This is a genomic window from Streptomyces shenzhenensis (genome assembly GCF_003688995.1).
Lineage (GTDB): Bacteria > Actinomycetota > Actinomycetes > Streptomycetales > Streptomycetaceae > Streptomyces > Streptomyces shenzhenensis_A.
In genome coordinates this window covers 60,542-83,254 of record NZ_PENI01000033.1, presented here as the reverse complement: position 1 = coordinate 83,254, position 22,713 = coordinate 60,542, and the positions used below count along the sequence as shown (strand labels likewise).

18 protein-coding genes and 1 tRNA gene are annotated in these 22,713 nt (G+C 73.4%); 4 read left to right on the top strand and 15 right to left on the bottom strand.

Annotation, left to right across the window (positions count from 1 at the left end; genetic code table 11):
- Window positions 1–22: 22 nt before the first annotated feature.
- Complete coding sequence (locus CTZ28_RS36325; protein ID WP_121894006.1) at window positions 23–790, bottom strand: RDD family protein; 768 nt, start codon at window positions 788–790, stop codon at window positions 23–25.
- Window positions 791–909: 119 nt separating this feature from the next.
- Window positions 910–2,418 (bottom strand): RDD family protein, encoded by a 1,509-nt coding sequence (locus tag CTZ28_RS36320; RefSeq protein WP_121894005.1) that lies wholly within the window; start codon window positions 2,416–2,418, stop codon window positions 910–912.
- A 242-nt stretch (window positions 2,419–2,660) separates the two neighbouring features.
- Here CTZ28_RS36320 and CTZ28_RS36315 point away from each other — a divergent pair, with 242 nt between their 5' ends.
- Complete coding sequence (locus CTZ28_RS36315; protein WP_121894004.1) at window positions 2,661–3,074, top strand: SsgA family sporulation/cell division regulator; 414 nt, start codon at window positions 2,661–2,663, stop codon at window positions 3,072–3,074.
- Window positions 3,075–3,099: 25 nt separating this feature from the next.
- Here CTZ28_RS36315 and CTZ28_RS36310 read toward each other — a convergent pair whose 3' ends face one another.
- The gene (locus CTZ28_RS36310) at window positions 3,100–4,506 is read right to left on the bottom strand and encodes an FAD-binding oxidoreductase (protein ID WP_121894003.1); all 1,407 of its coding nucleotides are present in this window, start codon (window positions 4,504–4,506) and stop codon (window positions 3,100–3,102) included.
- Window positions 4,507–4,599: 93 nt separating this feature from the next.
- Between CTZ28_RS36310 and CTZ28_RS36305 the strand changes: the two genes are divergently transcribed.
- Window positions 4,600–6,072 carry a tetratricopeptide repeat protein gene (locus CTZ28_RS36305; RefSeq protein ID WP_121894002.1) on the top strand — a complete coding sequence of 491 codons (1,473 nt, stop codon included), beginning with the start codon at window positions 4,600–4,602 and terminating at the stop codon, window positions 6,070–6,072.
- 16 nt (window positions 6,073–6,088) lie between these two features.
- Here the strand turns inward: CTZ28_RS36305 and hppD are convergent, their stop codons facing one another.
- A complete protein-coding gene (gene hppD, locus CTZ28_RS36300; protein WP_121894001.1) occupies window positions 6,089–7,234 on the bottom strand; it encodes a 4-hydroxyphenylpyruvate dioxygenase in 1,146 nt (381 codons plus the stop codon).
- Window positions 7,235–7,356: 122 nt separating this feature from the next.
- Here hppD and CTZ28_RS36295 point away from each other — a divergent pair, with 122 nt between their 5' ends.
- The gene (locus tag CTZ28_RS36295; RefSeq protein WP_121894000.1) at window positions 7,357–7,890 is read left to right on the top strand and encodes an Lrp/AsnC family transcriptional regulator; all 534 of its coding nucleotides are present in this window, start codon (window positions 7,357–7,359) and stop codon (window positions 7,888–7,890) included.
- Here CTZ28_RS36295 and CTZ28_RS36290 read toward each other — a convergent pair.
- The 4 genes from CTZ28_RS36290 to CTZ28_RS36275 all read right to left on the bottom strand — a co-directional run bounded on the left by CTZ28_RS36290 (window position 7,826) and on the right by CTZ28_RS36275 (window position 13,131).
- Window positions 7,826–8,617, bottom strand: coding sequence for a S16 family serine protease (locus tag CTZ28_RS36290; protein WP_121893999.1), 792 nt, complete (start codon window positions 8,615–8,617; stop codon window positions 7,826–7,828). The genes CTZ28_RS36295 and CTZ28_RS36290 overlap by 65 nt on opposite strands.
- Before the next feature lie 86 nt (window positions 8,618–8,703).
- Entirely contained in the window at window positions 8,704–9,345 is a 642-nt protein-coding gene (locus tag CTZ28_RS36285) for an IclR family transcriptional regulator (RefSeq protein ID WP_121893998.1), read from the bottom strand.
- A 291-nt stretch (window positions 9,346–9,636) separates the two neighbouring features.
- A complete protein-coding gene (locus CTZ28_RS36280; protein ID WP_121893997.1) occupies window positions 9,637–11,421 on the bottom strand; it encodes a DEAD/DEAH box helicase in 1,785 nt (594 codons plus the stop codon).
- A 237-nt stretch (window positions 11,422–11,658) separates the two neighbouring features.
- On the bottom strand, window positions 11,659–13,131 hold the full coding sequence (locus CTZ28_RS36275; RefSeq protein WP_121893996.1) for an MFS transporter: 1,473 nt from the start codon (window positions 13,129–13,131) through the stop codon (window positions 11,659–11,661).
- A gap of 189 nt (window positions 13,132–13,320) precedes the next feature.
- Between CTZ28_RS36275 and CTZ28_RS36270 the strand changes: the two genes are divergently transcribed.
- A tRNA-Cys gene (locus CTZ28_RS36270) sits at window positions 13,321–13,392 on the top strand.
- Between the two features lie 92 nt (window positions 13,393–13,484).
- Here CTZ28_RS36270 and CTZ28_RS36265 read toward each other — a convergent pair.
- The 7 genes from CTZ28_RS36265 to CTZ28_RS36240 all read right to left on the bottom strand — a co-directional run bounded on the left by CTZ28_RS36265 (window position 13,485) and on the right by CTZ28_RS36240 (window position 22,708).
- Window positions 13,485–14,645, bottom strand: coding sequence for an SUKH-4 family immunity protein (locus CTZ28_RS36265; RefSeq protein WP_121894045.1), 1,161 nt, complete (start codon window positions 14,643–14,645; stop codon window positions 13,485–13,487).
- 289 nt (window positions 14,646–14,934) lie between these two features.
- Entirely contained in the window at window positions 14,935–15,066 is a 132-nt protein-coding gene (locus tag CTZ28_RS48930; RefSeq protein WP_259471973.1) for a hypothetical protein, read from the bottom strand.
- Window positions 15,063–17,372 (bottom strand): xanthine dehydrogenase family protein molybdopterin-binding subunit, encoded by a 2,310-nt coding sequence (locus CTZ28_RS36260; protein WP_121893995.1) that lies wholly within the window; start codon window positions 17,370–17,372, stop codon window positions 15,063–15,065. Before CTZ28_RS36260 ends, CTZ28_RS48930 begins: the two co-directional genes overlap by 4 nt.
- Window positions 17,369–19,057 carry a 2Fe-2S iron-sulfur cluster-binding protein gene (locus CTZ28_RS36255; RefSeq protein ID WP_121893994.1) on the bottom strand — a complete coding sequence of 563 codons (1,689 nt, stop codon included), beginning with the start codon at window positions 19,055–19,057 and terminating at the stop codon, window positions 17,369–17,371. Before CTZ28_RS36255 ends, CTZ28_RS36260 begins: the two co-directional genes overlap by 4 nt.
- Window positions 19,054–19,947, bottom strand: a complete 894-nt coding sequence (locus CTZ28_RS36250) for an FAD binding domain-containing protein (RefSeq protein ID WP_121893993.1) — start codon at window positions 19,945–19,947, stop codon at window positions 19,054–19,056. Before CTZ28_RS36250 ends, CTZ28_RS36255 begins: the two co-directional genes overlap by 4 nt.
- Window positions 19,948–20,196: 249 nt before the next feature.
- On the bottom strand, window positions 20,197–21,861 hold the full coding sequence (locus tag CTZ28_RS36245; RefSeq protein WP_259471972.1) for a beta-N-acetylhexosaminidase: 1,665 nt from the start codon (window positions 21,859–21,861) through the stop codon (window positions 20,197–20,199).
- 1 nt (window position 21,862) lies between these two features.
- Window positions 21,863–22,708: a carbohydrate ABC transporter permease gene (locus tag CTZ28_RS36240; protein WP_121894042.1), complete on the bottom strand. Its 846-nt coding sequence runs from the start codon at window positions 22,706–22,708 to the stop codon at window positions 21,863–21,865.
- Window positions 22,709–22,713: the final 5 nt, after the last annotated feature.

Below are 22,713 nucleotides of genomic sequence, written 5' to 3'. Positions count from 1 at the left end.
CGGCTCGTGCGGCCCACCGGGCTCAGCCGGTGCTGACCACCACCGTCTTGGCGGCCTTGTCGTGCAGGCCCTGCTTGTAGGGCCGGTCGAAGAAGCTCCAGCCGCCGCAGATCGCGGTCCAGATGCAGGCGCAGCAGAAGGCGAACGGGATCCACAGCACCAGCGCGCGGACCAGCGCGGTCTGTACGGAGGGCGTGGAGCCGTTGTCCAGGTTGGCCACGCGCATGCCCAGCCACTTCTTGCCCAGGGTCTGGCCCGTCCTGGAGATCAGGACGGTGTCGTAGGCGATGTAGAGCACGGCGGCGGTCAGCGACTGCGCGAACGACTTGCCGACCTCGACCCGGTCGCTGTTCACCTCGTACTCGCGCACCCCGAAGGCCCAGGTGAGCAGCCAGACGACGATGCCGACCAGGATCAGGTCGATGATGCGGGCGAGGGTCCGCCTGCCGCTGTCGGCGAGCGGCGGCATACCGGCGAGCGGGTCGGCGGGCCCACCGCCGTAGGGCCCGCCGCCGTAGGGCGGAGGCTGCTGGCCGCCGTAGGGCGGGGGCTGCTCACCGCCGTACGGAGGCGGCTGCCCGCCACCGCCGGGCGGGGGCTGCGGACCGCCCGCGCCGCCCTGTGGCGGGGGCTGCTCTCCCCCACCGCCCTGGGGCGTGGGTTGTCCGCCCTGGCCGCCGGGCGGGGTGTCGTAGGGCGAACCCGACCCCGGGCCGGACGGGGGCGGCTTCCTGAACGGGTCTTCTCCCGGTGGCTGCTGTCCTGAGCCGGGGGGCGGTTCGCTGCTCATGGCCCGAGTGGACCGCGAACCGCCCGGTTCCGCATCCGGCGTGCGGCCATCCGGGGTACGGAATCGACGCGGCCGTACGGCGGATCCGCGCCTCCCGCAACGGGCGTAGGGCCCCTCGGTCAGCCCGCCACGAAGGTGTGGGCCGCCTTGTCGTGCCAGCACTGGTGCCACGGGCGGTCGAACAGGCACCACGCGAAGCCGACGATCCCGATGCCGAGCAGACCCGGGACCGTGTGCACGAGCCAGCGCCGCAGGGACACACCGAACGCCGGCGGCTCGTGGGCCTCGATGTCCCGCACCTCGAGGCCGCACAGCCGCTTGCCCAGGGTGCGGCCCCACCTGGCCGTGGGCAGCACCTCGTAGAGGACGCCGGTGAGGAGGAAGACCGCGAGGACGATGGCGAGATACGGGCCCGTCGTGCCGTCGAGCAGCCAGACCGTGACGGTGCGGCCGGAGAGCTTGGCCGCGTCGATCTTCTCCTGGATGTGGTCGGCCGCCCTGGTGCCGAGCGGCACGGCGGCCACGGCGGTGACGGCGCCGACGGCCACGGTGTCGATCAGCCGGGCCACCAGCCGCTTGCCGAGCGCCGCGGGCCGGGCCGCCGCCTGCCGCCGCACCATCGACTGGAAGGGGTCCTCGACGGGCGGCTTCCACGGCGCCACGGACGGCTCGTCCCCGGCTCCGGCGAGCCGGTGCACCTGCTGGGCCCAGGAGGACTGCCCGCCGCCGGGCCCGGCGGTCACGGGGGTGGACTGCTGCGGCACGGCGGGAGCGGCGGCGACCTGGGCCGCGGCGCCCGCCTGGCCCTCGGCCTGCGCCGCTGCGGCACGGGCCGCGGCGGCCTTGCCGGCCCCGAACCCTGGCTTGCCCGGACCCGCGCCGGTGCCCCCGGCGGAGGCCGCACCGCCCGCGCCCGGAGCGCCGACGGGACCGGCGGCCGAGCCGCCCGCGCCGGGACCCTGCGCCGGGATCCCGGCCGCGCCGGAACCGGCGCCCCCGGCCGGTCCGGTGGCGCCCGGTGCGCCGGTGCGCGGCACCGCACGGAAGGTCATGGTGCCCTCGTCCGTGGAGGCGGAGGCAGAGGCAGAGTCGGCGGCGGCAGGAACGGCGGCCGGGCCGGGGATGGGGCGGCGGAAGACGAACGTGCCGCTGGCGGGGAGCTCCCCGGAGTCCGCCGGGGGGATCGACGCCGTGCCGTCGGTGCTGGTGGCCCGGCCGTCCGGCGGGGACGGCGGGTCGGCGGGCACCCGCGGGTCGGCCCCGGGCACCCGGGGGTCGGCGCCCCAGGCGACCCGGCGGTCCGGGTCGCCGCCGAAGCCGGACTGCCGGGCCCGGTCGGCGGCCCACGCGGACGCCGGCTCGGGCGCGGCGGGTTCGGGCTGCGGCCCGGCGGGCTCCGGGGGCGGGTCCTCGTCGAAGAAGTGCGGGCCGGTCTCCTCGACCGCGGGCACGGCCGGGGGCGCCCCGGGCGGCGGGGTGAGCGGTTCGCCGTCCTGGGGGGCCGGCCGGCTGGTGCCCGGCACCCAGGCGGCCCCGTTCCAGTACCGGACGTAGCCGGGGATGGACGGGTCCGGGTAATAGCCCTCGCGAGGTCTGTCGTCGCCGGGGGCCGGGGTTGGGGCGCTCATGTCCGTCGTCCCGTATCTGCTCGGAATTCGATTGGGGGCCTCCACATCTATCAGACCCGGTGGGCCGCCACGGCCAGTCCGGCCGGACCCACTCCTTTCCGGGCAACTCCGTGCACCGGCTTCACGGCCGTGGAAAAAAGTTCTCCGAACCCGCGTAATGTCCGGGCACCTGCCCTCTCTCCACTCGTACGGGACGCCCCCGCGGTGTCCCGGACACCCGCCCGAGAGAGGAACGGCACGTCATGCACTACACCGAGGTGGAACGCGAGCTGGAGATGAGGCTCATCCTGTCGCCGGAGCGCAGCGTCCCGGTCCCGGCGCGGCTCTCCTACCGCACCGACGACCCGTTCGCCGTCCACGTCAGCTTCCACATCAACTCCGAGCACCCCGTGCACTGGACGTTCGCCCGCGAACTGCTGGTGGAGGGCGTGTTCCGGCCGTGCGGGCACGGGGACGTGCGGGTGTGGCCGACCAAGGCGGGGGGCCGCAGCGTCGTGCTGATGGCGCTCAGCTCGCCCGACGGCGACGCCCTGCTGGAGGCGCCGAGCGCCCAGGTGTCCGCCTGGCTCGAGCGGACGCTGCGGGTGGTTCCCCCGGGGTCCGAGGGCGGGCAGCTGGGCATCGACGACGCGCTCGATCAGCTGCTCGCCCAGTGACGCCGGACGCGGCGCGGAAGCAGTGTCAGAACAGCTTGCCCGGGTTGAGGATGCCCAGCGGGTCGAAGACCTGCTTGACGGCGCGCTGCAGTTCCACGCCGACCGGGCCGATCTCCCGGGCCAGCCACTCCTTCTTCAGCACGCCGACGCCGTGCTCGCCGGTGATGGTGCCGCCCAGTTCGAGGCCGAGGGCCATGATCTCGTCGAAGGACTCGCGGGCCCGCCGGGACTCCTCGGGGTCCTGGGCGTCGAAGCAGACGGTGGGATGCGTGTTGCCGTCGCCCGCGTGCGCGCACACCCCGATGGTCAGCCGGTACTTATCCGCGATGCGCTCGACGCCCTCCAGCATCTCGCCCAGCCGGGAGCGGGGCACGCACACGTCGTCGATCATCGTCGTGCCCTTGACCGCCTCCAGCGCGGTCAGGGACAGCCGACGGGCCTGGAGGAGCAGGTCGGACTCGGCCGCGTCGTCGGCGGGGACCACCTCGGTGGCGCCGGCGGCCTCGCACAGCGCGCCGACGGCGGCCAGGTCGGCGGCCGGGTCCGGGGTGTCGAACGCGGCCAGCAGCAGCGCCTCGGTGGACTCCGGCAGGCCCATGTGGGCGAGGTCGTTGACGGCCTTGACCGTCGTCCGGTCCATGAGTTCGAGCAGGGACGGCACATGGCCGCCCGCCATGATCCGGCACACCGCGTCGCAGGCGGCGGCCGCGGAGGCGAACTCGGCCGCCAGCACCAGCTGTTGCGGCGGCTTGGGCTTCAGCGCGAGGACCGCCCGTACGACGATGCCGAGCGAGCCCTCGGAACCGACGAACAGCCGGGTCAGGTCGTAGCCCGCCACCCCTTTCGCGGTCCGGCGGCCGGTGGACAGCAGACGGCCGTCGGCGAGCACGACGTCCAGGCCGAGCACGTACTCGGCCGTCACCCCGTACTTCAGGCAGCACAGGCCGCCGGAGGCGGTGCCGATGTTGCCGCCGATGGTGCACATCTCCCAGCTGGAGGGGTCGGGCGGGTAGTACAGGCCGTGCTCCTCGACCGCGCGGGAGAGCGTGGCGTTGACGACCCCGGGCTCGACGACCGCGATGCGGTCGACCGGGCTGATCTCCAGGATGCGGTCCATCTTGGTGAGGGACAGCACGATGCAGCCGTCGGCCGCGTTGGCGCCGCCGGACAGGCCGGTGCGGGCGCCCTGCGGGACGACGGGGACGCGCAGTTCGGTGGCGGTGCGCATGACGTGCTGGACCTGTTCGACCGTGCGTGGCAGGACGACCACGGCCGGGCTGCCGGCCGGGCAGAAGCTCGCCATGTCGTTGGCGTACGAGGTCGTGACGTCGGGGTCGGTGAGGACGGCCTCGGCCGGCAGGCCCGCGCGGAGCCGGTCGGTCAGGTTGCCCATCTCTGCGTCGGGTGCGGCTTCGATGCGGCTCATGATCACAGCCTCGCATCCGGGGCCATCGGTGTGAACCCCATCGGGGGCGCGCCTTCGGCTGCCGGGTTGTAGTCGTCCGATGAACGCACAGTAAGACTTATGGAGAACGAACAGTCCAGGCCGGGTACGTCCCTGGTGACCGCGGTGCCACGGCGCCGTGGCCGCGCGCTGCGGCGAGCGCTGGTCGCCCTGCTGACCAGCAGTGTCGCGGGTGCCGGCGGATATGTCGGCGCGTTGATGCTGCTACCGCCCCCGGATCGGCCGCCGGACCAGCCGCCCGTGCCCACGCCCGCGCCGGCGCCCGGCCCGCCGGCGCTCACCTCGGTCACCGCCGGGGTGCCGGCCGCGCTGCCCGGCCTGACCGCGCTGATCGGGGACCGGGAGCAGTATCTGCGGACGCACCCGCGGGACGCGCGGGCCTGGGCCACGCTGGGGACGGCCTATGTGGAGCGCGGGCGGCGGACCGCGGACGCCGTGAACTTCCCGAAGGCCGAGAGCGCACTGCAGGCCTCGCTGCGGGAGCAGCCGACGGCGAACGCGGAGGCACTGGACGGGCTGACGGCGCTGGCCAACGCCCGGCGGGACTTCGGGGAGGCCAAGCGGCAGGGCGAGCAGGCGCTGGAGCTCTCGCCCAAGCGCTGGACGACGTACGCGCTGCTGATCGACGCCTACACCGGGCTCGGTGACTACGAGGCGGCCCGCGGCACGCTGGACAAGCTGATGCAGCTGCGCACCTCGCCGGCCGATCGCCCGGCGGTGATGGCGCGGGCCTCCGCCGTGTACCGCGACCGGGGCTGGCGCGAGGACGCGGCGGCGCAGCTGGCGGACGCCGCGGCGGCGGCCGGCAGCCCCGCCGAGCAGGCCGCCTACCTGGAGCGGGCCGGGCAGCTGGCGTGGGAGCGCGGGGACCGGGAGGACGCACTGCGGCACTTCGAGGCGGCCGTCCGGCTGGACCCGGACCAGCGGGCCGCGCTCGCCGGGCAGGGGCGGGTGCTGGCCGCGCTGGGCCGCGCGGAGGAGGCGGTGAACGCCTATGTCCTCGCGGTGGCGGGGCAGCCGTCCCCGCAGTACGCGCTCGAACTGGGCGAGCTGTACCAGTCGCTGGGCCGGACGCAGGAGGCGCGGAGCCAGTTCGACCTGCTGCGGCAGCGGGCGGCGCAGAACGCCGCGGGCGGGGTCGACGACGCACTGGTCGTCGGGCGGTACGAGGCGGACCACGGGGATCCGCAGGAGGCGGTGCGGCGGCTGCGCGACGAGTGGCAGCGGCAGCCGGGTATCGAGGTGGCGGACGCGCTGGGCTGGGCGCTGTACCGGTCCGGGGACCCGCAGGAGGGGCTGGAGTACGCCGCGAAGGCGACGGACAAGGAGAAGGGCGGCGGGGTGCGCAGCTCGCTGTACCTCTTCCACCTCGGCACGATCGAACGCGCCCTGGGCGACAACTCCTCCGCCCGCCGTCACCTCGCTGAGGCCCTGCAGATCAACCCGCACTTCTCCCCGACCCGGGCAGCGGAGGCGAGAACGGCCCTCCAGTCCCTGGGCACCCCGCCGAACGAACCGGCCCCCACCTGGTGACCCGCTCACTCGTCCGCTAGAGGTTTCCGCGCCGTTCCTGCTCCCGTTCGATCGCCTCGAACAGGGCCTTGAAGTTGCCCTTGCCGAAGCCCATCGAGCCATGGCGTTCGATGATCTCGAAGAAGACGGTCGGGCGGTCCTGGACCGGCTTGGTGAAGATCTGCAGCAGATAGCCGTCCTCGTCGCGGTCGGCGAGGATCTTCAGCTCGCGCAGGGTGTCGACGGGCACGCGGGTGTCGCCGACCCACTCGCCGAGGGTGTCGTAGTAGGTGGCCGGGGTGTCGAGGAACTCGACACCCGCGGCCTTCATCGTGCGCACGGTCTGCACGATGTCGTTGGTGTTGAGGGCGATGTGCTGGACGCCGGCACCGCCGTAGAACTCCAGGTACTCGTCGATCTGGGACTTCTTCCTGGCGACGGCGGGCTCGTTGATCGGGAACTTGACCTTGAGCGTCCCGTCGGCCACGACCTTGGACATCAGGGCGCTGTACTCGGTGGCGATGTCGTCGCCCACGAACTCCTTCATGTTCGTGAAGCCCATGACCTTGTTGTAGAAGCCGACCCACTCGTTCATGCGGCCGAGTTCGACGTTGCCGACGCAGTGGTCGACGGCCTGGAAGGTCCGCTGGGCGGGCGGCTCGACGATCGGGTCGGCGGCGGCGTAGCCGGGGAGGTAGGGGCCGGTGTAGCCGGAGCGTTCCACCAGGGTGTGGCGGGTCTCGCCGTACGTCGCGATCGCGGCGAGGACGACCGTGCCCTGCTCGTCCTTCAGCTCGTACGGCTCCGCCACGGAGCGGGCGCCGTGCTCGACGGCGTAGGCGTGGGCGGCGCGCGCGTCCGGCACCTCGATGGCGAGGTCGATGACGCCGTCGCCGTGCTCGGCCACGTGCTGCGCGAGGAAGCGGCCCCAGTCGGTGGCGGGCTTGATCACGGAGGTGAACACAAAGCGGGCGGAGCCGTTCTCCAGGACGTAACTCGCGGTCTCGCGGCTGCCGTTCTCCGGTCCTGAATAGGCGACCAGCCGCATGCCGAAGGCGGTGGAGTAGTAGTGAGCGGCCTGCTTGGCGTTGCCCACGGCGAACACGACCGCGTCCATTCCCTTGACCGGGAACGGGTCGGCCTGCCGTGCGGTGTCGGGAGCGTGGTGTGTGGTCTGCGTCATAGCCGAAGCGTGGCTCCGCTCTGCAAGGTGCGCAATAGTTTGCGGCTCTGCTGGGCAATCTGTAGACCCGTACGGCCGTACAAGCGGTCTTTCTGTACATGGTGACCACCGCGGGAGGCGGAATGGCGATCGATCATCTGGACGGGCGCATCATCGTGCTGCTGGCCCGGGAGCCGCGGATCGGGGTGCTGGAGATGTCCCGCCGGCTGGGCGTCGCCCGGGGCACCGTGCAGGCGCGCCTCGACCGGCTCCAGTCGAACGGGGTCATCCGCGGCTTCGGCCCGCAGGTGGATCCGGCGGCCCTCGGCTATCCCGTGACCGCGTTCGCCACGCTGGAGATCCGGCAGGGCCAAGGGCCGGACGTCCGGGCGCACTTGGCGTCCGTGCCGGAGGTGCTGGAGCTGCACACCACCACCGGGACCGGGGACATGCTGTGCCGGCTGGTGGCCCGCTCGAACGCCGATCTCCAGCGGGTGATCGACCGGGTCGTCGGGTTCGACGGCATCGTCCGGGCCGCCACCGCGATCGTCATGGAGAACCCCGTTCCGCTGCGGATCATCCCGCTGGTGGAACAGGCGTCGCAGGACCCGGCTAGCAGCTCGGCACCGAGGACGTCCCCTTCTCCAGGGCCACCAGGGAGTCCACCGCCCCCTTGAGCGTGGTGACCGGGATCAGCCGCAGCCCCTTCGGCAGTTCCGCCCTGGCGTCGGCGCACTCGGCCCTCGGCACCAGGAACACCGTCGCCCCGTCCCGCCGGGCCGCCTGTGTCTTCAGGGCCACGCCGCCCACCGCGCCGACGGTCCCGTCGGTGTCGATCGTCCCCGTGCCGGCGACGGTGCGCCCGCCGGTGAGGTCGCCGCCGCTGCCGTCGCCGTCCAGCTTGTCCACGATCCCGAGCGAGAACAGCAGGCCCGCGCTGGGGCCGCCGACGTCCGCGAGCGTCAAGGTGACCTTGATGTTCCGGTCGGTCAGGTCGAGGTACCCGAGCGCGGCCCGGGTGGCGGTGTCCTGGGACTGCTGCATCTGCTGGACGTTGTGCCGCTCGATCTCCTTGACGCTGTTCCCGCTCGGATAGACCGAGTCGCGCGGCATGACCGCCCGGTCCGTGCGGAACCAGTTGTCGATCACGTCGCCGAGCGAGACGTCCGCGTCCGGGGAGGTGGCCTCGATGGTCGTCATCCGCAGCTCGCCGCTGGTCCGCCGGCTCGGCGCACCGGAGATCGTGATCACCTGCGCGCCCTTGTTCGCGCCGAGGACGTTCGCCGTCATCCCGGGCTGCGCCACCGAGAACGGCAGCGGCGCGAAGACCGCGGTGGCGATCAGTGCCACGACGGGCAGGGCACAGACGGCGACGGCCCGGAGGCGCGTGAGACGAGAGAGCACGAGGTCAATCTAACGCGACGGCCGCGTCCGGCCACCGCCCGCCCGACCTCGGCCCCAGCGGCTCGGGAGCCGGCCGGACGGCAGGGTCAGCGGAGCGCCTCGGCGACCTCGCGGGCCGCGTCCATGACCCGCGGGCCCACCCGCTCCGGCACGGCGTCCGCCAGCATCACCACCCCGACGCTGCCCTCCACCCCGGTCACCCCGATCAGCGGCGCCGCCGCCCCGCAGGCACCGGCGTCCCACTCGCCCCGGGTCAGGGTGTAGCCGGGTTCGACGGGCGGCGCCTGCCGGGCCGCGAGTATCGCCCGGCCCGCGGCCCCGTGGTCCAGCGGATGCCGGAAACCCGCCCGGTACGCCACGTGGTAGTCCGTCCATGTCGGCTCCACGACCGCGACCGCCAGCGCGTCCGACCCGTCCACCAGGGTGAGATGGGCCGTCGCCCCGATGTCCTCGGCCAGCGCCCGCAGCGCGGGCAGCGCGGCCTCCCGTACCAGCGGATGCACCTGCCGGCCCAGCCGCAGCACGCCCAGCCCGACCCGGGCTCGCCCGCCCAGGTCGCGCCGGACGAGCGCATGCTGTTCGAGCGTGGCGAGCAACCGGTACACCACGGTCCGGTTCACACCCAGTCGATGGGAAAGCTCGGTGACGGTCAGCCCGTGGTCCGTGTCGGCCAGCAGCTTGAGGACCCGCAGTCCCCGGTCGAGCGTCTGAGAGGTCTCCGCGGTCACGACGCCCACTCCTTAAGTGGTGAGGTCGGCGACCTGCTGGTGGCGGATGCGTCGCCGAGTCCCGTCAGCGAGGCGTTTCAGAGGCCGCCGATCGGCAGGACAGCCCGGCGGCTCCGGGCCCAGTCGCTTCACGGCTGCGCTCCGCGGCGGCGCTGCCACGGGGCGTGTGCGTATCCGGACAGTAGCGAAGCCGGTTCGCTGACCGGAAGCCTCCGTCCAGAATCCGGGCATCGGCCGAAGTGAACTGCCCCCATTCGTCCGGATATACGCCCCATGTCGAGCCGTAACGCGTCACCGCATCCTCGTGGCCCACTCCTGCACCTTGGCGATCCGCTGCTTCAACTGCCCCGCCGTCGCCTCGGCGCTCGGCGGCCCGCCGCACACCCGCCGCAGCTCGGTGTGGATCACCCCGTGCGGCTTGCCGCTCTGATGGACATACGCGCTGACCAGCGTGTTGAGCCGCTTGCGCAGCTCCATCATCTCCTTGTGGCTGACCACCGGCCGCCGCTCGGCGGGCAGTTCGAGCAGGTCGGCCTCGGCGTCCGGTTTCTTACGGCTGTGCGCGATCTGCCGGGCCTGCCGCTTCTGCAGCAGCAGTTGCACCTGGTCGGGCTCCAACAGCCCCGGAATCCCCAGGTAGTCCTGCTCCTCCTCGCTGCCCGGATGGGCCTGCATGCCGAACTCGGCCCCGTCGAAGAGCACCCGGTCGAAGACGGCGTCGGACTCCAGCGCCTCGAAGGGCAGCGCGTCCTGTTCGCCGGTGTCCTCGTCCTGCTCCTTGTTCGCCTCCTCCATCTCCTTCTCGGACTCGGCGTACGGGTCCTCCTCGCCCTCCTTCTTCGGCTTGTCGAGGGCGTGGTCCCGCTCGACCTCCATCTCGTTGGCGAAGGTGAGCAGGTCGGGAATGGTCGGCAGGAAGACGGAGGCGGTCTCGCCGCGCCGCCGGGAGCGCACGAACCGGCCGACGGCCTGGGCGAAGAAGAGCGGCGTGGAGATCGTCGTGGCGTACACGCCGATGGCGAGCCGGGGCACGTCGACGCCCTCGGACACCATGCGCACCGCGACCATCCAGCGGTCGGTGTTCTCGCTGAACTCGTCGATCTTCCTGGAGGCGCCGACGTCGTCGGAGAGGACGACCGTCGCCCGGCTGCCGGTGATCTCCCGGATGAGCTTGGCGTAGGCACGTGCCGAGTCCTGGTCGGTGGCGATGACGAGCGCGCCCGCGTCCGGGATGGCCTTCCTGACCTCGGTCAGCCGCTGGTCGGCGGCGCGCAGCACGCTCGGCATCCAGTCGCCGCGCGGGTCGAGCGCGGTGCGCCAGGCCTGGCTGACGGCGTCCTTGGTCATGGGCTCGCCGAGCCGGGCGGCGACCTCGTCGCCGGCCTTCGTACGCCAGCGCATGTTGCCGCTGTAGGAGAGGAAGATGACGGGCCGCACCACCCCGTCCGACAGCGCGGACCCGTAGCCGTACGTGTAGTCGGCGGCGGACCGCCGGATCCCGTCCTGCCCCTCCTCGTACGCCACGAAGGGGATGGGGTTGGTGTCGGAACGGAACGGGGTGCCGGTGAGCGCGAGCCGCCGCGTGGCGGGCTCGAACGCCTCCAGGCACGCCTCGCCCCAGGACTTGGAGTCGCCGGCGTGGTGGATCTCGTCGAGGATCACCAGGGTCTTGCGCTGCTCGACGCGGTTGCGGTGCAGCATCGGGCGCACGCCGACACCGGCGTACGTCACGGCGACCCCGTCGTACTCCTTGCCGAGCGGGCCCGCGCTGTACTCGGGGTCGAGCTTGATCCCTATCCGCGCCGCGGCCTCCGACCACTGCTTCTTCAGGTGCTCGGTCGGCGCGACCACGGTCACCTGCTGCACGACATGGTGGTGCAGCAGCCAGGACGCCAGGGTCAGCGCGAAGGTCGTCTTGCCGGCGCCGGGCGTGGCGACGGCGAGGTAGTCACGCGGCTGCTCCTGGACGTACTTCTCCAGTGCCCCCTGCTGCCACGCACGCAGTTTGCCGGCGGTGCCCCAGGGCGCGCGGCCCGGGAAGGCGGGGGAAAGGTGGTGCGAGGAGGAATTGGGCATGGGCGTGGGCCCGGAGGGCCCTCCGTTGGGGGTGGTGCCGGGCGACGGGTGGGCGGTAGTCACGGTCTCCGTTGCAGAGGGTCGAATCGATGGGGCGGCGGTTCGGCTGCGTATGACAACCGGGCCACCCTACCGGCGCCCCGCGACCGTCAATGCGCGGACGAGGCCGGGTCACCCACGGGTGGGATCCACATCACAGGAGACGCTCCGGCCGGGGCCCGCCGGGGGTACGGCGGATCAGCGTGCTCGTAGCCGTGTCGTCACCCAGGCGCCGATCAGCGCCACCCCGGCCATCGGCAGGAACACCACGGCGAACGCGGCCGGATGGCCGTCGGCGGCGGCGGTCTCGGCCGCGGACGCGGCCATGCTGCCGCCGCCCAGCGCGGCGAACGCGGCGCCCGCCGCCGCCAGCAGCACGACGTTGGACAGCGCGTCGGAGATCTGCAGGGCGGCGGAGTTGGCGCCGGCCTCCTCCGGGGCGGACAGCCGCAGCAGCAGCACGCTGCTGGAGGAGATCACCAGCCCCATGCCGAAGCAGCCGAAGCCCCAGGCGACGGCGACGATCCACGCGGGCACGGCGGGCACGAGCACGCTGGACGCGGCGGCGATCGCGGCGGCGGCCAGCACCATGCCGACGGTCATGAGCCGCTCCCGGTACGGTTCGGCGCGCGGCCGGGACTGCACCCAGGACCCCAGCGCCCAGGTGCCGCCGCCCGCCGCCAGCGAGAACCCGGCCAGCGTCGGCGACAGCCCCCGCTGGGTCACCAGCATCAGCGGCACGAACGACTCGGCCGCGATGAAGGACCCCGCGGCCACCCCGCGCAGCAGCACGACCGACGGCAGTCCGCGCGCGGCCCGGTAGGTGCCGCGGGGCAGCAGCCCGAGCACGGCAGGCACCAGCAGCGCCGCGCCCGCCAGCCCGGGGACGAGGGAGAGCCAGCGCAGATCCTGCGCGGCGAACTGGAGCAGCCCGGCGCCCAGCGAGATGGCGACCGCGAGCCGGATGCGCCGCCGGTCGGCGGAGCCGGCCGCCTTGCCACCGGCCGCGGTGCCGTCGGTCCGGGCACCGGCGTCCACGGGACCGGCCGCGCGCCGTCGTATCTGCGGCAGCGCGAGCGCCAGCGGGAGCACGACCAGCACCGGGATCGCCAGGAACACCCAGCGCCAGCCGAGGTGCTCGGTGACCGCGCCGGCGGCGAGCGGGCCGACGATCGACGGGACGACCCAGCCGGCCGCGAACGCCGCCATGATCGCCGGGCGCAACCGTTCCGGATAGGCCCGTCCCACGACCACGTACAGCGCGACGATCACCAGTCCGCCGCCGAGACCCTGCACGGCCCGTCCCAGGATGAACACCCACATCGACCCGGCGGCCCCGGCCACCACCAGCCCCACCGCGAAGGAGCCGATCCCCGTGGTCAGCGCCCCCAGCGGCCCCCGCCGGTCCGACCACTGTCCCGCGAGCACCATGCCGGACAGGCTGGTGGTGAAGTAGCCGGAGAACGCGAACGCGTACAGGGACACCCCGTCCAGCTCCCGCGCGGCGACCGGCATCGCCGTGCCCACCGCGGTCGCCTCGAACGCGATCAGCAGCACGACCGAGACGATCCCGACGCTCAGCGCCCGGTACGTCCGGCCCAGCACTCCTTCCTCGGCGCTGTGTACGGGTTCCTCTGCGACGTCGGTGTCGCGCGGCTCATGGACGGTCATGACGGCCAGCGTAAGGCCCGCAACCGGCCATGGCTCCTGTCGCGGGTCTCCCCCGGCCTGCGACCTTGGTCGTACGTCCCCCGGGCTCGCGCCCCCTCTTTCATGAACGGCGTATGGCAGTCCCGTTGCAGCCCCCGCGTCCCCCTTGATCCCGTTCCCCGCCCCGCCCTACGGTCGTCCCATCGACACGGCCGTGTGCCCGAGTGGTTTAGGGGCTCGCCTGCAAAGCGAGTTACGTGGGTTCAATTCCCGCCACGGCCTCTGGTTGCCTGACCAGGCAGAACGGAAGGGCGGCACCTCTCAAAAAAAGGGGGGGTGCCGTCCTTTGGCCGCCCGGAAGGGCCTCAGCCGCTTCAGAGCACGCCGCCCGCCTCGTCCTGGAAGAGTTCCGTCCAGTAGTGCCAGTCCGCGTCCGTCGTCGTGGGCGTGGGGTCGATCGACGTGAGGGTCCGCAGCATCGTCGCGGCCAGTTGGTCGTAGGCCTCCGTCGTCAGTTCGTTGCCGAGGTGCTCGTCGATCGTGCGCTCGTGGTGCAGCAGCCAGAGGGTGTAGGCGAGGGTGGAGATGTCCGTGTTGAGGGGGTACAGCGCCGCCTCGGGCTCGCTGAAGTTGAGGATCGCGCCCGTGCTGCCGTCGACCACCAGGCTGTTGTCCTCGACCAGGTGGCCGAGGCGTATCAGGCGGCCGGCGTGGGCGGGCAGCGCTTCCAGGGGGTACTCGCCGGACCGCTCGTCCGTGTAGTACTCCGTCAGCGTCGGCAGCGGTACGTCCGTGTCGAGGCGGAAGAGGGCCGCGTCCTCGGGCAGCCCCGTCTCGCGCAGGAAGCGGCGCGTCGGCTCATGGGTGAGCGCGGCGGGGAAGTCGACCTCCTCGAAGCGGGCCACCCGGCCCGGCCCGAACTCCTCGTCCAGGAGCCGGCCGGGGAGGTCCAGGGTGAGGCCCTGGGCGGTGCCGGGGCCCGCGACCAGGGCGAGCGGGCGGATCAGCGCGGCGGCCTTCCAGTACGGCGGCACCTCGCCGTCCGTGTCCTCCTCGAAGAGCGCCAGGAGCCGGCGGGACACCTCGGTCGCGGTCCTGGTGCCGTACCGGCCCGCGTAGGAGGCGAACCGGCCGCGCAGCCCTGCCAGTTCCTCCGTGACCGCGGCGAAGCGCAGCAGGGTCGCCAAGGAGGGCGCGAGCGGGCGGCTGTCCGTCGGGGCGAACAGGTAGGCGGTGGTGATCTCGCCGGTGCTGCCGTCGAGCAGGATCGACTCCGCCTGCACACCCGACGGGCCGAGGAGTTCCCCTATCACGAGCCGGTCCCGCAGCTCACCCGCCAGCCGGGCCGGGCCGTCGACGGCGTCCCCCAGCGTGCGCAGTCCGGCGGTGCGCAGCGGGGCGAAGGTCAACAGGTCGCTGTCGTCGGGCAGTCCGGGGCCGGTCAGCAGACCGCGCGTGGGCGCGTGCGTGACGTAGAGGTCCAGCTCGGCGTCGGTCAGCGTGATCGCCGCGGCCCCGGCATCGGTCGTGCTCATCGCTCCCCCGCTCTTCCTGACGTACGCCGTCGTCGGTCGGCGTACGCCGTCGTGCTCGGTCCGGTCGTCCCTGGCGCGGGGCACGTCCGGTCGGCCGGTCAGGCGTTCGAGGCGGCCGTCCCCCACTGACCGTCACATTACGCCGCACCACTGACAACGCCCCGCCGGAGAAGACGCAGAGCGGCCCGCGCACGTTCCCTCCGGCGGACATCGCGTCCACCGTCCGGGTGACGGACTGCGCCGAGGTGACCGGCCGGCAGCACGACCCTGCCGGCCATCACCCCGCACGTCAGATGAGGCAGACACCGCCCGGCACGACGGCGACCGCCGCCGACGCGAACACGAGGATCCACTGCAACAGCCGCCCCGGACCGGGCGCCGGTTCGCAGCGCGGGCCCCGTGGGGCCTCGGGCGTGCTCATCGGTCCGTGACCACCGCGGCCTGCGGGCGGATCGGCAGTCGGTTGACCGGGCGGCCGGTCGCGGCCCGCACGGCGGAGGCGATGGCCGCCGGGGAGGTGACGACCGGCACGGCGCTGACCGACTTCGCGCCGAACGGGGCGACCACGTCCCGCTCCTCGACCAGCTTGACGATCTTGATGTCCGGTGTGTCCAGGGCGGTCGGCAGCGCGTAGCCGGTGAGGTCGGGGTGGCGGATCAGGCCGCGCGGCGTGCGCAGGTTCTCGGTGAGCGCGATGCCGACGCCCTGGGTGACGCCCGCCTCGATCCGGGCGGTGAGCTGTCCCGGGTTGAGCACGCGGCCCACGTCCTGGGCGACGGCCAGCTCCACGACCCGTACCGAGCCGAGTTCGATGTCGACGTCCACCACCGCGCGCACGGCGCAGAAGGCGAGGCCCACGAAGGCGTCGCCCTGCCCTGCTGCGTCCAGCGGCTCGGTGGGGTGCGGGCGGCACTGGGCGGTGGCCCACAGCTCCTTGCCGTCCATCGCCTCCGTGACGGTGGTCGACAGCACGCCGTCGTACGAGGTGATCTTGCCGTCGGTGATCTGGAGCAGCTCGGTCGACATCCCGAACTTGTGCGCCAGGGGCTGCAGAAGCTGGGTGCGCACCATCTTCGCGGCCCGTTCCACCGCGCCGCCGGAGACCCAGGTGTGCCGGCCGCGGCAGCCCGGGCCCGCCGGGGGCTGGTCGGTGTCGACGGGCGCCACGTGGACCTCGTCGATGCCGAGGGTCTCCTGGACGATCTGCCGGGCCAGCGTGGTGAAGCCCTGACCGGTCTCGACCGCCGCGCACAGCACGGTCGCGACCCCGTCCTGGACCTTGACGGTCGCCGTGGAGACCTCGTCGGCGCCCTCCGCGCCGAGCATGTGGACCATGCCGAGGCCGAAGCCGACGCCCCGGCGCACCGCGCCCGGCTCACCCGCGCCCTCCGGGCCGCCGGGCAGCAGCCAGTCCTCCTCGGGGGTGTCCTTGGGGAGCATGGGCAGCGGGAAGTCCCGTACGGCCTGGAGGAGTTCGGCGACCGGTGCCGGGCAGGTCACCGTCTGGCCGATGGGCAGCACGTCACCGGTGGCGAGCGCGTTGCGCAGGCGCAGCTCCGCCGGGTCGAGGCCGAGCTTCTTCGCGAGCTTGTCCATCTGCGCCTCGTAGGCGGCGCACACCTGCATCGCGCCCTCGCCGCGCACATGGCCGGAGGGCGGGTTGTTGGTGCGCACGGCCCAGCCCTCGATGAAGGCGTTCGGCACGACGTACGGGCCGCAGGCGAAGGAGACGGCGGCGGCGAGCGCCTCGGCGGAGGTGTCGGCGTACGCGCCCGCGTCGAGCAGGACCTGCGCCTCGACCTTCACCAGCCTGCCCTCGGCGTCGGCGTGGTGGCGGTAGCGCAGCAGCGTGGGGTGCCGGTGGGCGTGGCCCAGGAAGGACTCCTCGCGGGTCGCCGTCAGCTTCACCGGGCAGCCGGTCTTCAGGGCGAGCAGGCCGAGCGGGAGCTGGAAGCCCTGGTCCTCGCGGTCGGCGGTGGCGCCGGGGACGCCGGTGACGACGACCTTCACCCGGTCCGGGGGCAATCCGTAGCAGGCGGCGGCGGTGTTGCGGTCGGTGTGCGGGTCGGTGGAGGCCACGTACAGTTCGACGCCGCCGTCGGGGCGCGGCACCGCGAGGCCCGCCTCGGCGCCGATGGGCGCGGGGTCCTGGCGGCCGATGCGGTACTGGCCCTCGACGACGATCTCGCCGGCCGCGTCCGGGTCGCCGTGGCGCAGCGGGATGTGGCGGATCAGGTTGCCGTCGGGGTGCAGGGGTTCGGCCTCGAAGGCCTGCTCGGGGTCGGTGACCGGGTCGAGCGTCTCGTACTCGACGATGACGGCGGCGGCGGCCATCCGCGCGGTGTCCGGGTGGTCGGCGGCGACGGCCGCGATGGGCTCGCCGTGGTGCCGTACGACCTCGGAGGCGAACACCGGGCGGTCGGGCGTGCCCCGGCCGTGGCGCGGGGTGCCGGGCACGTCCTCGTGGGTGATGACGGCTCGTACGCCGGGCATCTCGCGCGCGTGGGTGGTGTCGATGGAGACGATGCGCGCGTGCGGGTGCGGGGAGCGCAGCACGGCCGCCCACAGCAGGCCCTCGGCCCACAGGTCGGCCGCGTACGGGAAGGTGCCCTCGGTCTTGGCGGGGGCGTCGGCCGGCGGCAGGGACGCGCCGAGGCCGTGCGGCAGTTGTTCGGGGGCGTCGGCGGCCTCCGGGACGGTGGTCGCGGTGCCGGCTTCGTTGCTCACGCCTGGCCTCCGTCCTGGCCGTAGGGCTGATCGTGCGGTCCCGGCGAGCCCTGTGCCTCGAAGACCGAGGGGTGGACGCCGCCCGCGCCCGGGCCCGCCTGGTGCGGAATACGTGCCCCGTCCGCGTCGGGCTCGGCGTCTGCCGCGCTGTGCGCCTCGCGTTCGGCGACGACCTCCTGGACGGCGTCCAGGACGCCCCGGTAGCCGGAGCAGCGGCACAGGTTGCCGCACAGGGCCTGGCGCGCCTCCAGTTCGGTGGGCACCGGGTTGCCCTCCAGCAGGTCGTGCACGGTCATCGCCATGCCGGGGATGCAGAATCCGCACTGCACGGCACCGCGCCGGGCGAGCGCACGCTGGACGTCGGAGGGCCGACCGTCGGCGGCCAGGCCCTCGACCGTGCGGACCTCGCTGCCGGCCGCGGTGACCGCGGGTACCAGGCAGGAGGCGACGAGCCGCCCGTCGACCTGGACGTTGCAGGCGCCGCACTCGCCCTGCGAGCAGCCGTCCTTGGCGCCGGCGAGCCCGAGCCGCTCGCGCAGCACGTACAGCAGCGACTCGCCGATCCAGGCGTCGGTGACGGGGCGGTCGGCGCCGTTGACACGCAGGACGTACGAGGCGAGGGGGTGGTCGTCGTGCGGGGGCGGCGGGGCGTCCGCGGTCTCCTCGGCCGAGGCGGTGGAGCCGTCGGGCGTGCCGGGCGGCTGCGCCCCTTCCGGACCGGTCACGGCATCGTCGGTCGCCTCGGCCCCTGCCGGGGGCTCAGCGGCCCCTTCAGGGCCCTCCTCGGCGCCCTCGGCGGCCCCGGTCGTCTCGGGGTCCGCGACGGTCCCGTGCGTCACGTGGCCGACCGGCGCGTCGGCCTCGGACGGGCCCTGGGGGGCGGCGTGTTCGGCCGGAGCGCCCGGGGCGGGTGCGGCGGCGGGGCCGGGTACGGCCGCGGGGAGCGCGGCTGCCGACGGGGCGTGATCTGCCGGGGCGTCAGCGGCCGGGACCGCCGCCTCCGGTCCGGCCGGAGCGTCCTGGTAGGCCGCGGGCGGCGCGAACCGCTCCGGAGCGGGCTGCGGCGCGCCCCCGGCCGGCTGTCCGCCCGCGCGCGGGGGCGCCGCCGACGGCCCGGCCGGGGCCGCCTGCTGTCCCCAGGGCTGTCCGGCGGCCTCCGTCGCCCAGGGCGCGGGGGCGCCGCCGGGGAGGGTGGCCGGCGGCGTGCCGCCCCACTGCTCGACGAGGGACGATGTACTGAACTCGCCCGATTCGTCCGGGAGGTCACCCCCGGCGACGGGGATGGACCACTGTCCGGTCACGTCCTGGCCGGGGGCGGGCACCGCCTGCTCCTCGTAGGTCCACTGCTGGGCGGCCGCGGGGTGGTACGTGAACCGGTCGCCCGCGCCCGGCTCCTGGGGCACGGCGTTCGGGTCGGGCCAGTGCGCGCCGTCGGCCGGCACCGACCAGCCGCCGGCGGCCGCCGGGTCGGCGCCGGCCTCCCCGGCGGGGGCCACCGCTATCTGCGGCGGCACATAGCCGTGGCCGGGCGCGGCGAGCGGGCTGTCCGAGGCCAGGAGCGCGTCGATGCCCCCCTCGGGGAGCTTGACGAAGGCGGTGGCGCCGTCGTCGTAGTCGCCCTGGGGCAGCGGATTCCACCGGCCGCCCTCCTGGGGCGGGTTCTCTCCGTGCTGGTCGTCGGTCACGACAGTGCCCTCCCCAGTGCTCGTCGGGCCAGTGCGGCGACGGTGCGCCGCAGGTGCAGTACGGCGGGCGGAAGCTGCGAAACGGAGCCGTCCTGCTCCGGCGCCGGGTCGGGGATGCAGGCCGCGGCGACGTACTCCCCGAAGGCCTGCAGCGCCTCGGGCACGATCGCGCGGTCGTTGTCCCAGTCGATGAGCCGGGCGACCCACTGCTCGGCCTCCAGGGGCCGGAGCGGCATCGGCGCTATGGCTCCCACGGCGCACCGCACTCCGCGCCTGGCGGGGTCGAGGACGAGCGCCACGGAGGCGGCGGCGCGGCCCGGCCCGGTGCGTCCGGTCGCCTTCAGGAAGACCTGGGGGGCGTGCAGCAGCGGCACGCGCACGTAGCCGATGAGTTCGCCGCCGCCGAGCATCTCCACGCCCGCCAGCAGATGCGACACCGGGATCTCCCGGCGCGCCCCTTGGGGGCCGGCGATGACCAGCGTCGCCTCCAGGGCGGCGAGGACCGGCAGCGCGTCGCCCGTGGGCGCGGCCGAGGCGATGTTGCCGCCCAGGGTGCCCGCGTTGCGGATGTGCGGCGGTCCCGCGGCGCGCGCGGCGGCGGCGAGCGCCGGGATCAGGGCCGCGAAGTCCGGGCGGCCCATGCGCGCGTGCGTGAGGCCGGCGCCGAGGAGCGCGTGGCCGTCCTGGTACTGCCAGCCGCGGATCTCGCTGATCCGGCCGAGGCCCACCAGGGCGGCGGGCCTGAGCTGTCCGGAGTTGACGGCGGCCATCAGGTCGGTGCCGCCTGCCACGGGGACGGCGGCCGGCATGGCGGTGAGCGCCGCCACGGCCTCGTCCAGTGTCGTGGGCAGCGTGACGGCCTGCGCCGCCTGCGGTGCGTGCGTGGTCAAACCGGCTGCCCCTTCCCGCTGCCCCACCTGGTCCCACCTGTGTTGCCGTACGGTACGTGCTGACAGGCCGGACGTGGCAACTCTGGCACATCTTCGCAAGGCCCGAACGCAGGGGTCCGCTAGGAGGCATTCGCCCGCCTCGCTGGGGAGATGGCCCGTTTTCACCCGCCATCACCGGTGCGCGACGAATGACACTCTTCGGTGACCCCTGGGCTCTTTTTCCAGTGCGTGTTCGAGTCCCGAGGGCGGCTACCGCTTCGGCGGCGGTCCGTCGAGGGGCCGGCCCGGCACTCCGGGGCGGCGCTGCCACGGCCGGGGCCCGGACGGCGGCCGGTAGTCGACGCCCAGGGCGTCGAGCCGCCGGTAGTGGGCGGTCATCCGGCGCTCGAAACCGGCGAAGTCCCGCTCCGCCGGGGCGGGCAGACGACTCCAGGCCACTTCGGCGAACGCGGCCAGTCTGGGGAACGCCTGATAGTCCACGCGCGCGTGGTTCTCCATCACCTCGGTCCACAGGTTGGCCTGGGCGCCCAGCACATGGCCGGCCTGCCGCGCGTCCAACTCCGGGGGAACGGGCTCGAAACGGTAGACGTCCTCCAGGGTGCGGACGAAGCCGATCGGTACGGGTTCGTCCGGGTCCGCGGCCTGCCGGTGGTCGAGGTAGACATATTGTTCGGGGCACATGACCACGTCGTGGCCGGCGCGCGCGGCGGCGATCCCGCCCCGGTAGCCGCGCCAGGACGCCACGGCCGCGTTGTCGGCGAGCCCGCCCTCCAGGATCTCGTCCCAGCCGATGAGCCGGCGCCCGCGCGCGGTGAGCCAGCCGTCGAGGTGCCGGATGAACCAGGACTGCAACGCGTCCTCGTCGGCGAGGCCGAGTTCCTTGATGCGCGCCTGCGCGGCGGGCGACTGTTTCCACTGGTCCTTGGGGCATTCGTCGCCGCCGACGTGAATGAACGCCGAGAACGCGGCGGCGTCCGCGGGGAAGATTTCGAGCAGTTCCTCGAACACCCCCTCGTAGAACCGCAGGGTGTTGTCAGTGGGGGCGAGTACGTTCGGAGAGACCCCCCAGGTGTCCCAGACGGAGAGGGCGGTGGTGTCGATGACGTCGGTGTTGCCGAGTTCCGGATACGCGGCGATGGCGGCCTGCGAGTGGCCCGGTACGTCGATTTCCGGGACGACGGTGATATGCCGCTCGGCGGCGTAGGCCACGATCTCCCGGATGTCGTCCTGGGTGTAGTGGCCACCGTGCGGCTTCTCGTCCCACAGTGGTGAGGCACGGTGACCGAATTTCGTCCGTGGCCGCCAGGATCCGGTCTCGGTCAGCTTCGGGTACCGCTTGATCTCCACCCGCCATCCCTGGTCGTCCGTCAGATGGAAGTGGAAGACGTTGAGTTTGTGCGCGGCCATCAGGTCCAGGTACCGGAGAACGCCTTCCTTCGGCGTGAAGTGCCGGGCCACGTCGAGCATGAGGCCGCGCCAGCGGAACCGCGGGGCGTCCTCGACGGCGGTGCCGGGCACGGTCCAGCGGCGGCCGGGAGCGAGCGGGGCGCGCCGGAAGGCGTCCGGGCCGAGCAGTTGACGGAGCGTCTGCGCGCCCCAGAACACGCCGGCCGGGCCGCCGCCGTGGAGGGTGACGGCGGCGCCGTCGACGTGCAGTGTGTAGCCCTCCGGCCCGAGCCGGGCGGCCTCCTCGGGCCGGATCCGCAACCGGAGGGCCCCGCCGCCGGCACCGGATCCGGGCGGCAGCGTGAGCCCCGTCGCGGCCCCGAGCACGCCGCGCAGCCAGCGGGCGGTGCCCTCGGTGCCGGGTCCTGCGTCGATCACCGTGCTCGCGTCGAGCACGAAGCCGGCGCCGGCGGCCGGACTCGCCGCCGTCAGGGGGGCCGGGATCAGTTCCGTCGTCGTCGAAGTCACGTCACTCCTTAACCGCTCCGCCCAGTCCGGAGACCAGCCGTCGCTGTACGAGTACGAAGAAGATCAGCACCGGAATCGTCATCACCGTGGACGCCGCCATCACTCCGCCCCAGTCCGGCTCGTCCGGCTTGTAGAAGACCAGCAGGGCCATCGGCAGGGTGGACTGCGACGTGTCGCTGATGATGAAGGACTTGGCGAACAGGAAGTCGTTCCAGGCCGAGATGAAGGAGAACACGCTGGTGGCCACCAGGCCCGGGAAGACGAGCGGGAAAAGGATCTGCCACAGGAATCGCGCGCGGCTCGCCCCGTCGATGTACGCGGCCTCCTCCAGCGCCTCGGGCACCGCTTTCACGAACCCCCGCAGCATCCAGATCGCGAAGGGCAGCGAGAAGGCGATGTGCGGCAGGATCAGGGAGCCGAGCGTGTTCAGTTGGCCGAAGTCCCGCATGAGGAAGAACAAGGGGATCGTGAGGGCCTCCACGGGCACCGTCTGGGCCACCAGGAACATGATCAACAACGTGGTGCGGAAGCGGAAACGGAATCGGGTCACGGCGGTCGCCGCGAGAAACGCGATCAGCGCCGAGACGATCACGACGCTGCACGCCACGACGAGGCTGTTGAGGAAGTAACGGCCGAATTCCTGCTGTCCGAACACCCGTCGGAAGGAATCCAGGGACGGTGTCAGGGTCCACGGCCGGGGCTCGTCCGACTGGATCTCGCCGGCTGGTTTGAAGGCGCTCAGCACCATCCAGTACAGCGGGAAGGCGACCACCGCGGCGACGACGAGCGCCGTCGCCTCGGCCATCGCGCGGCCCGGACGGCGCGGAAAACCGCGCACAAGATTCACGAGGC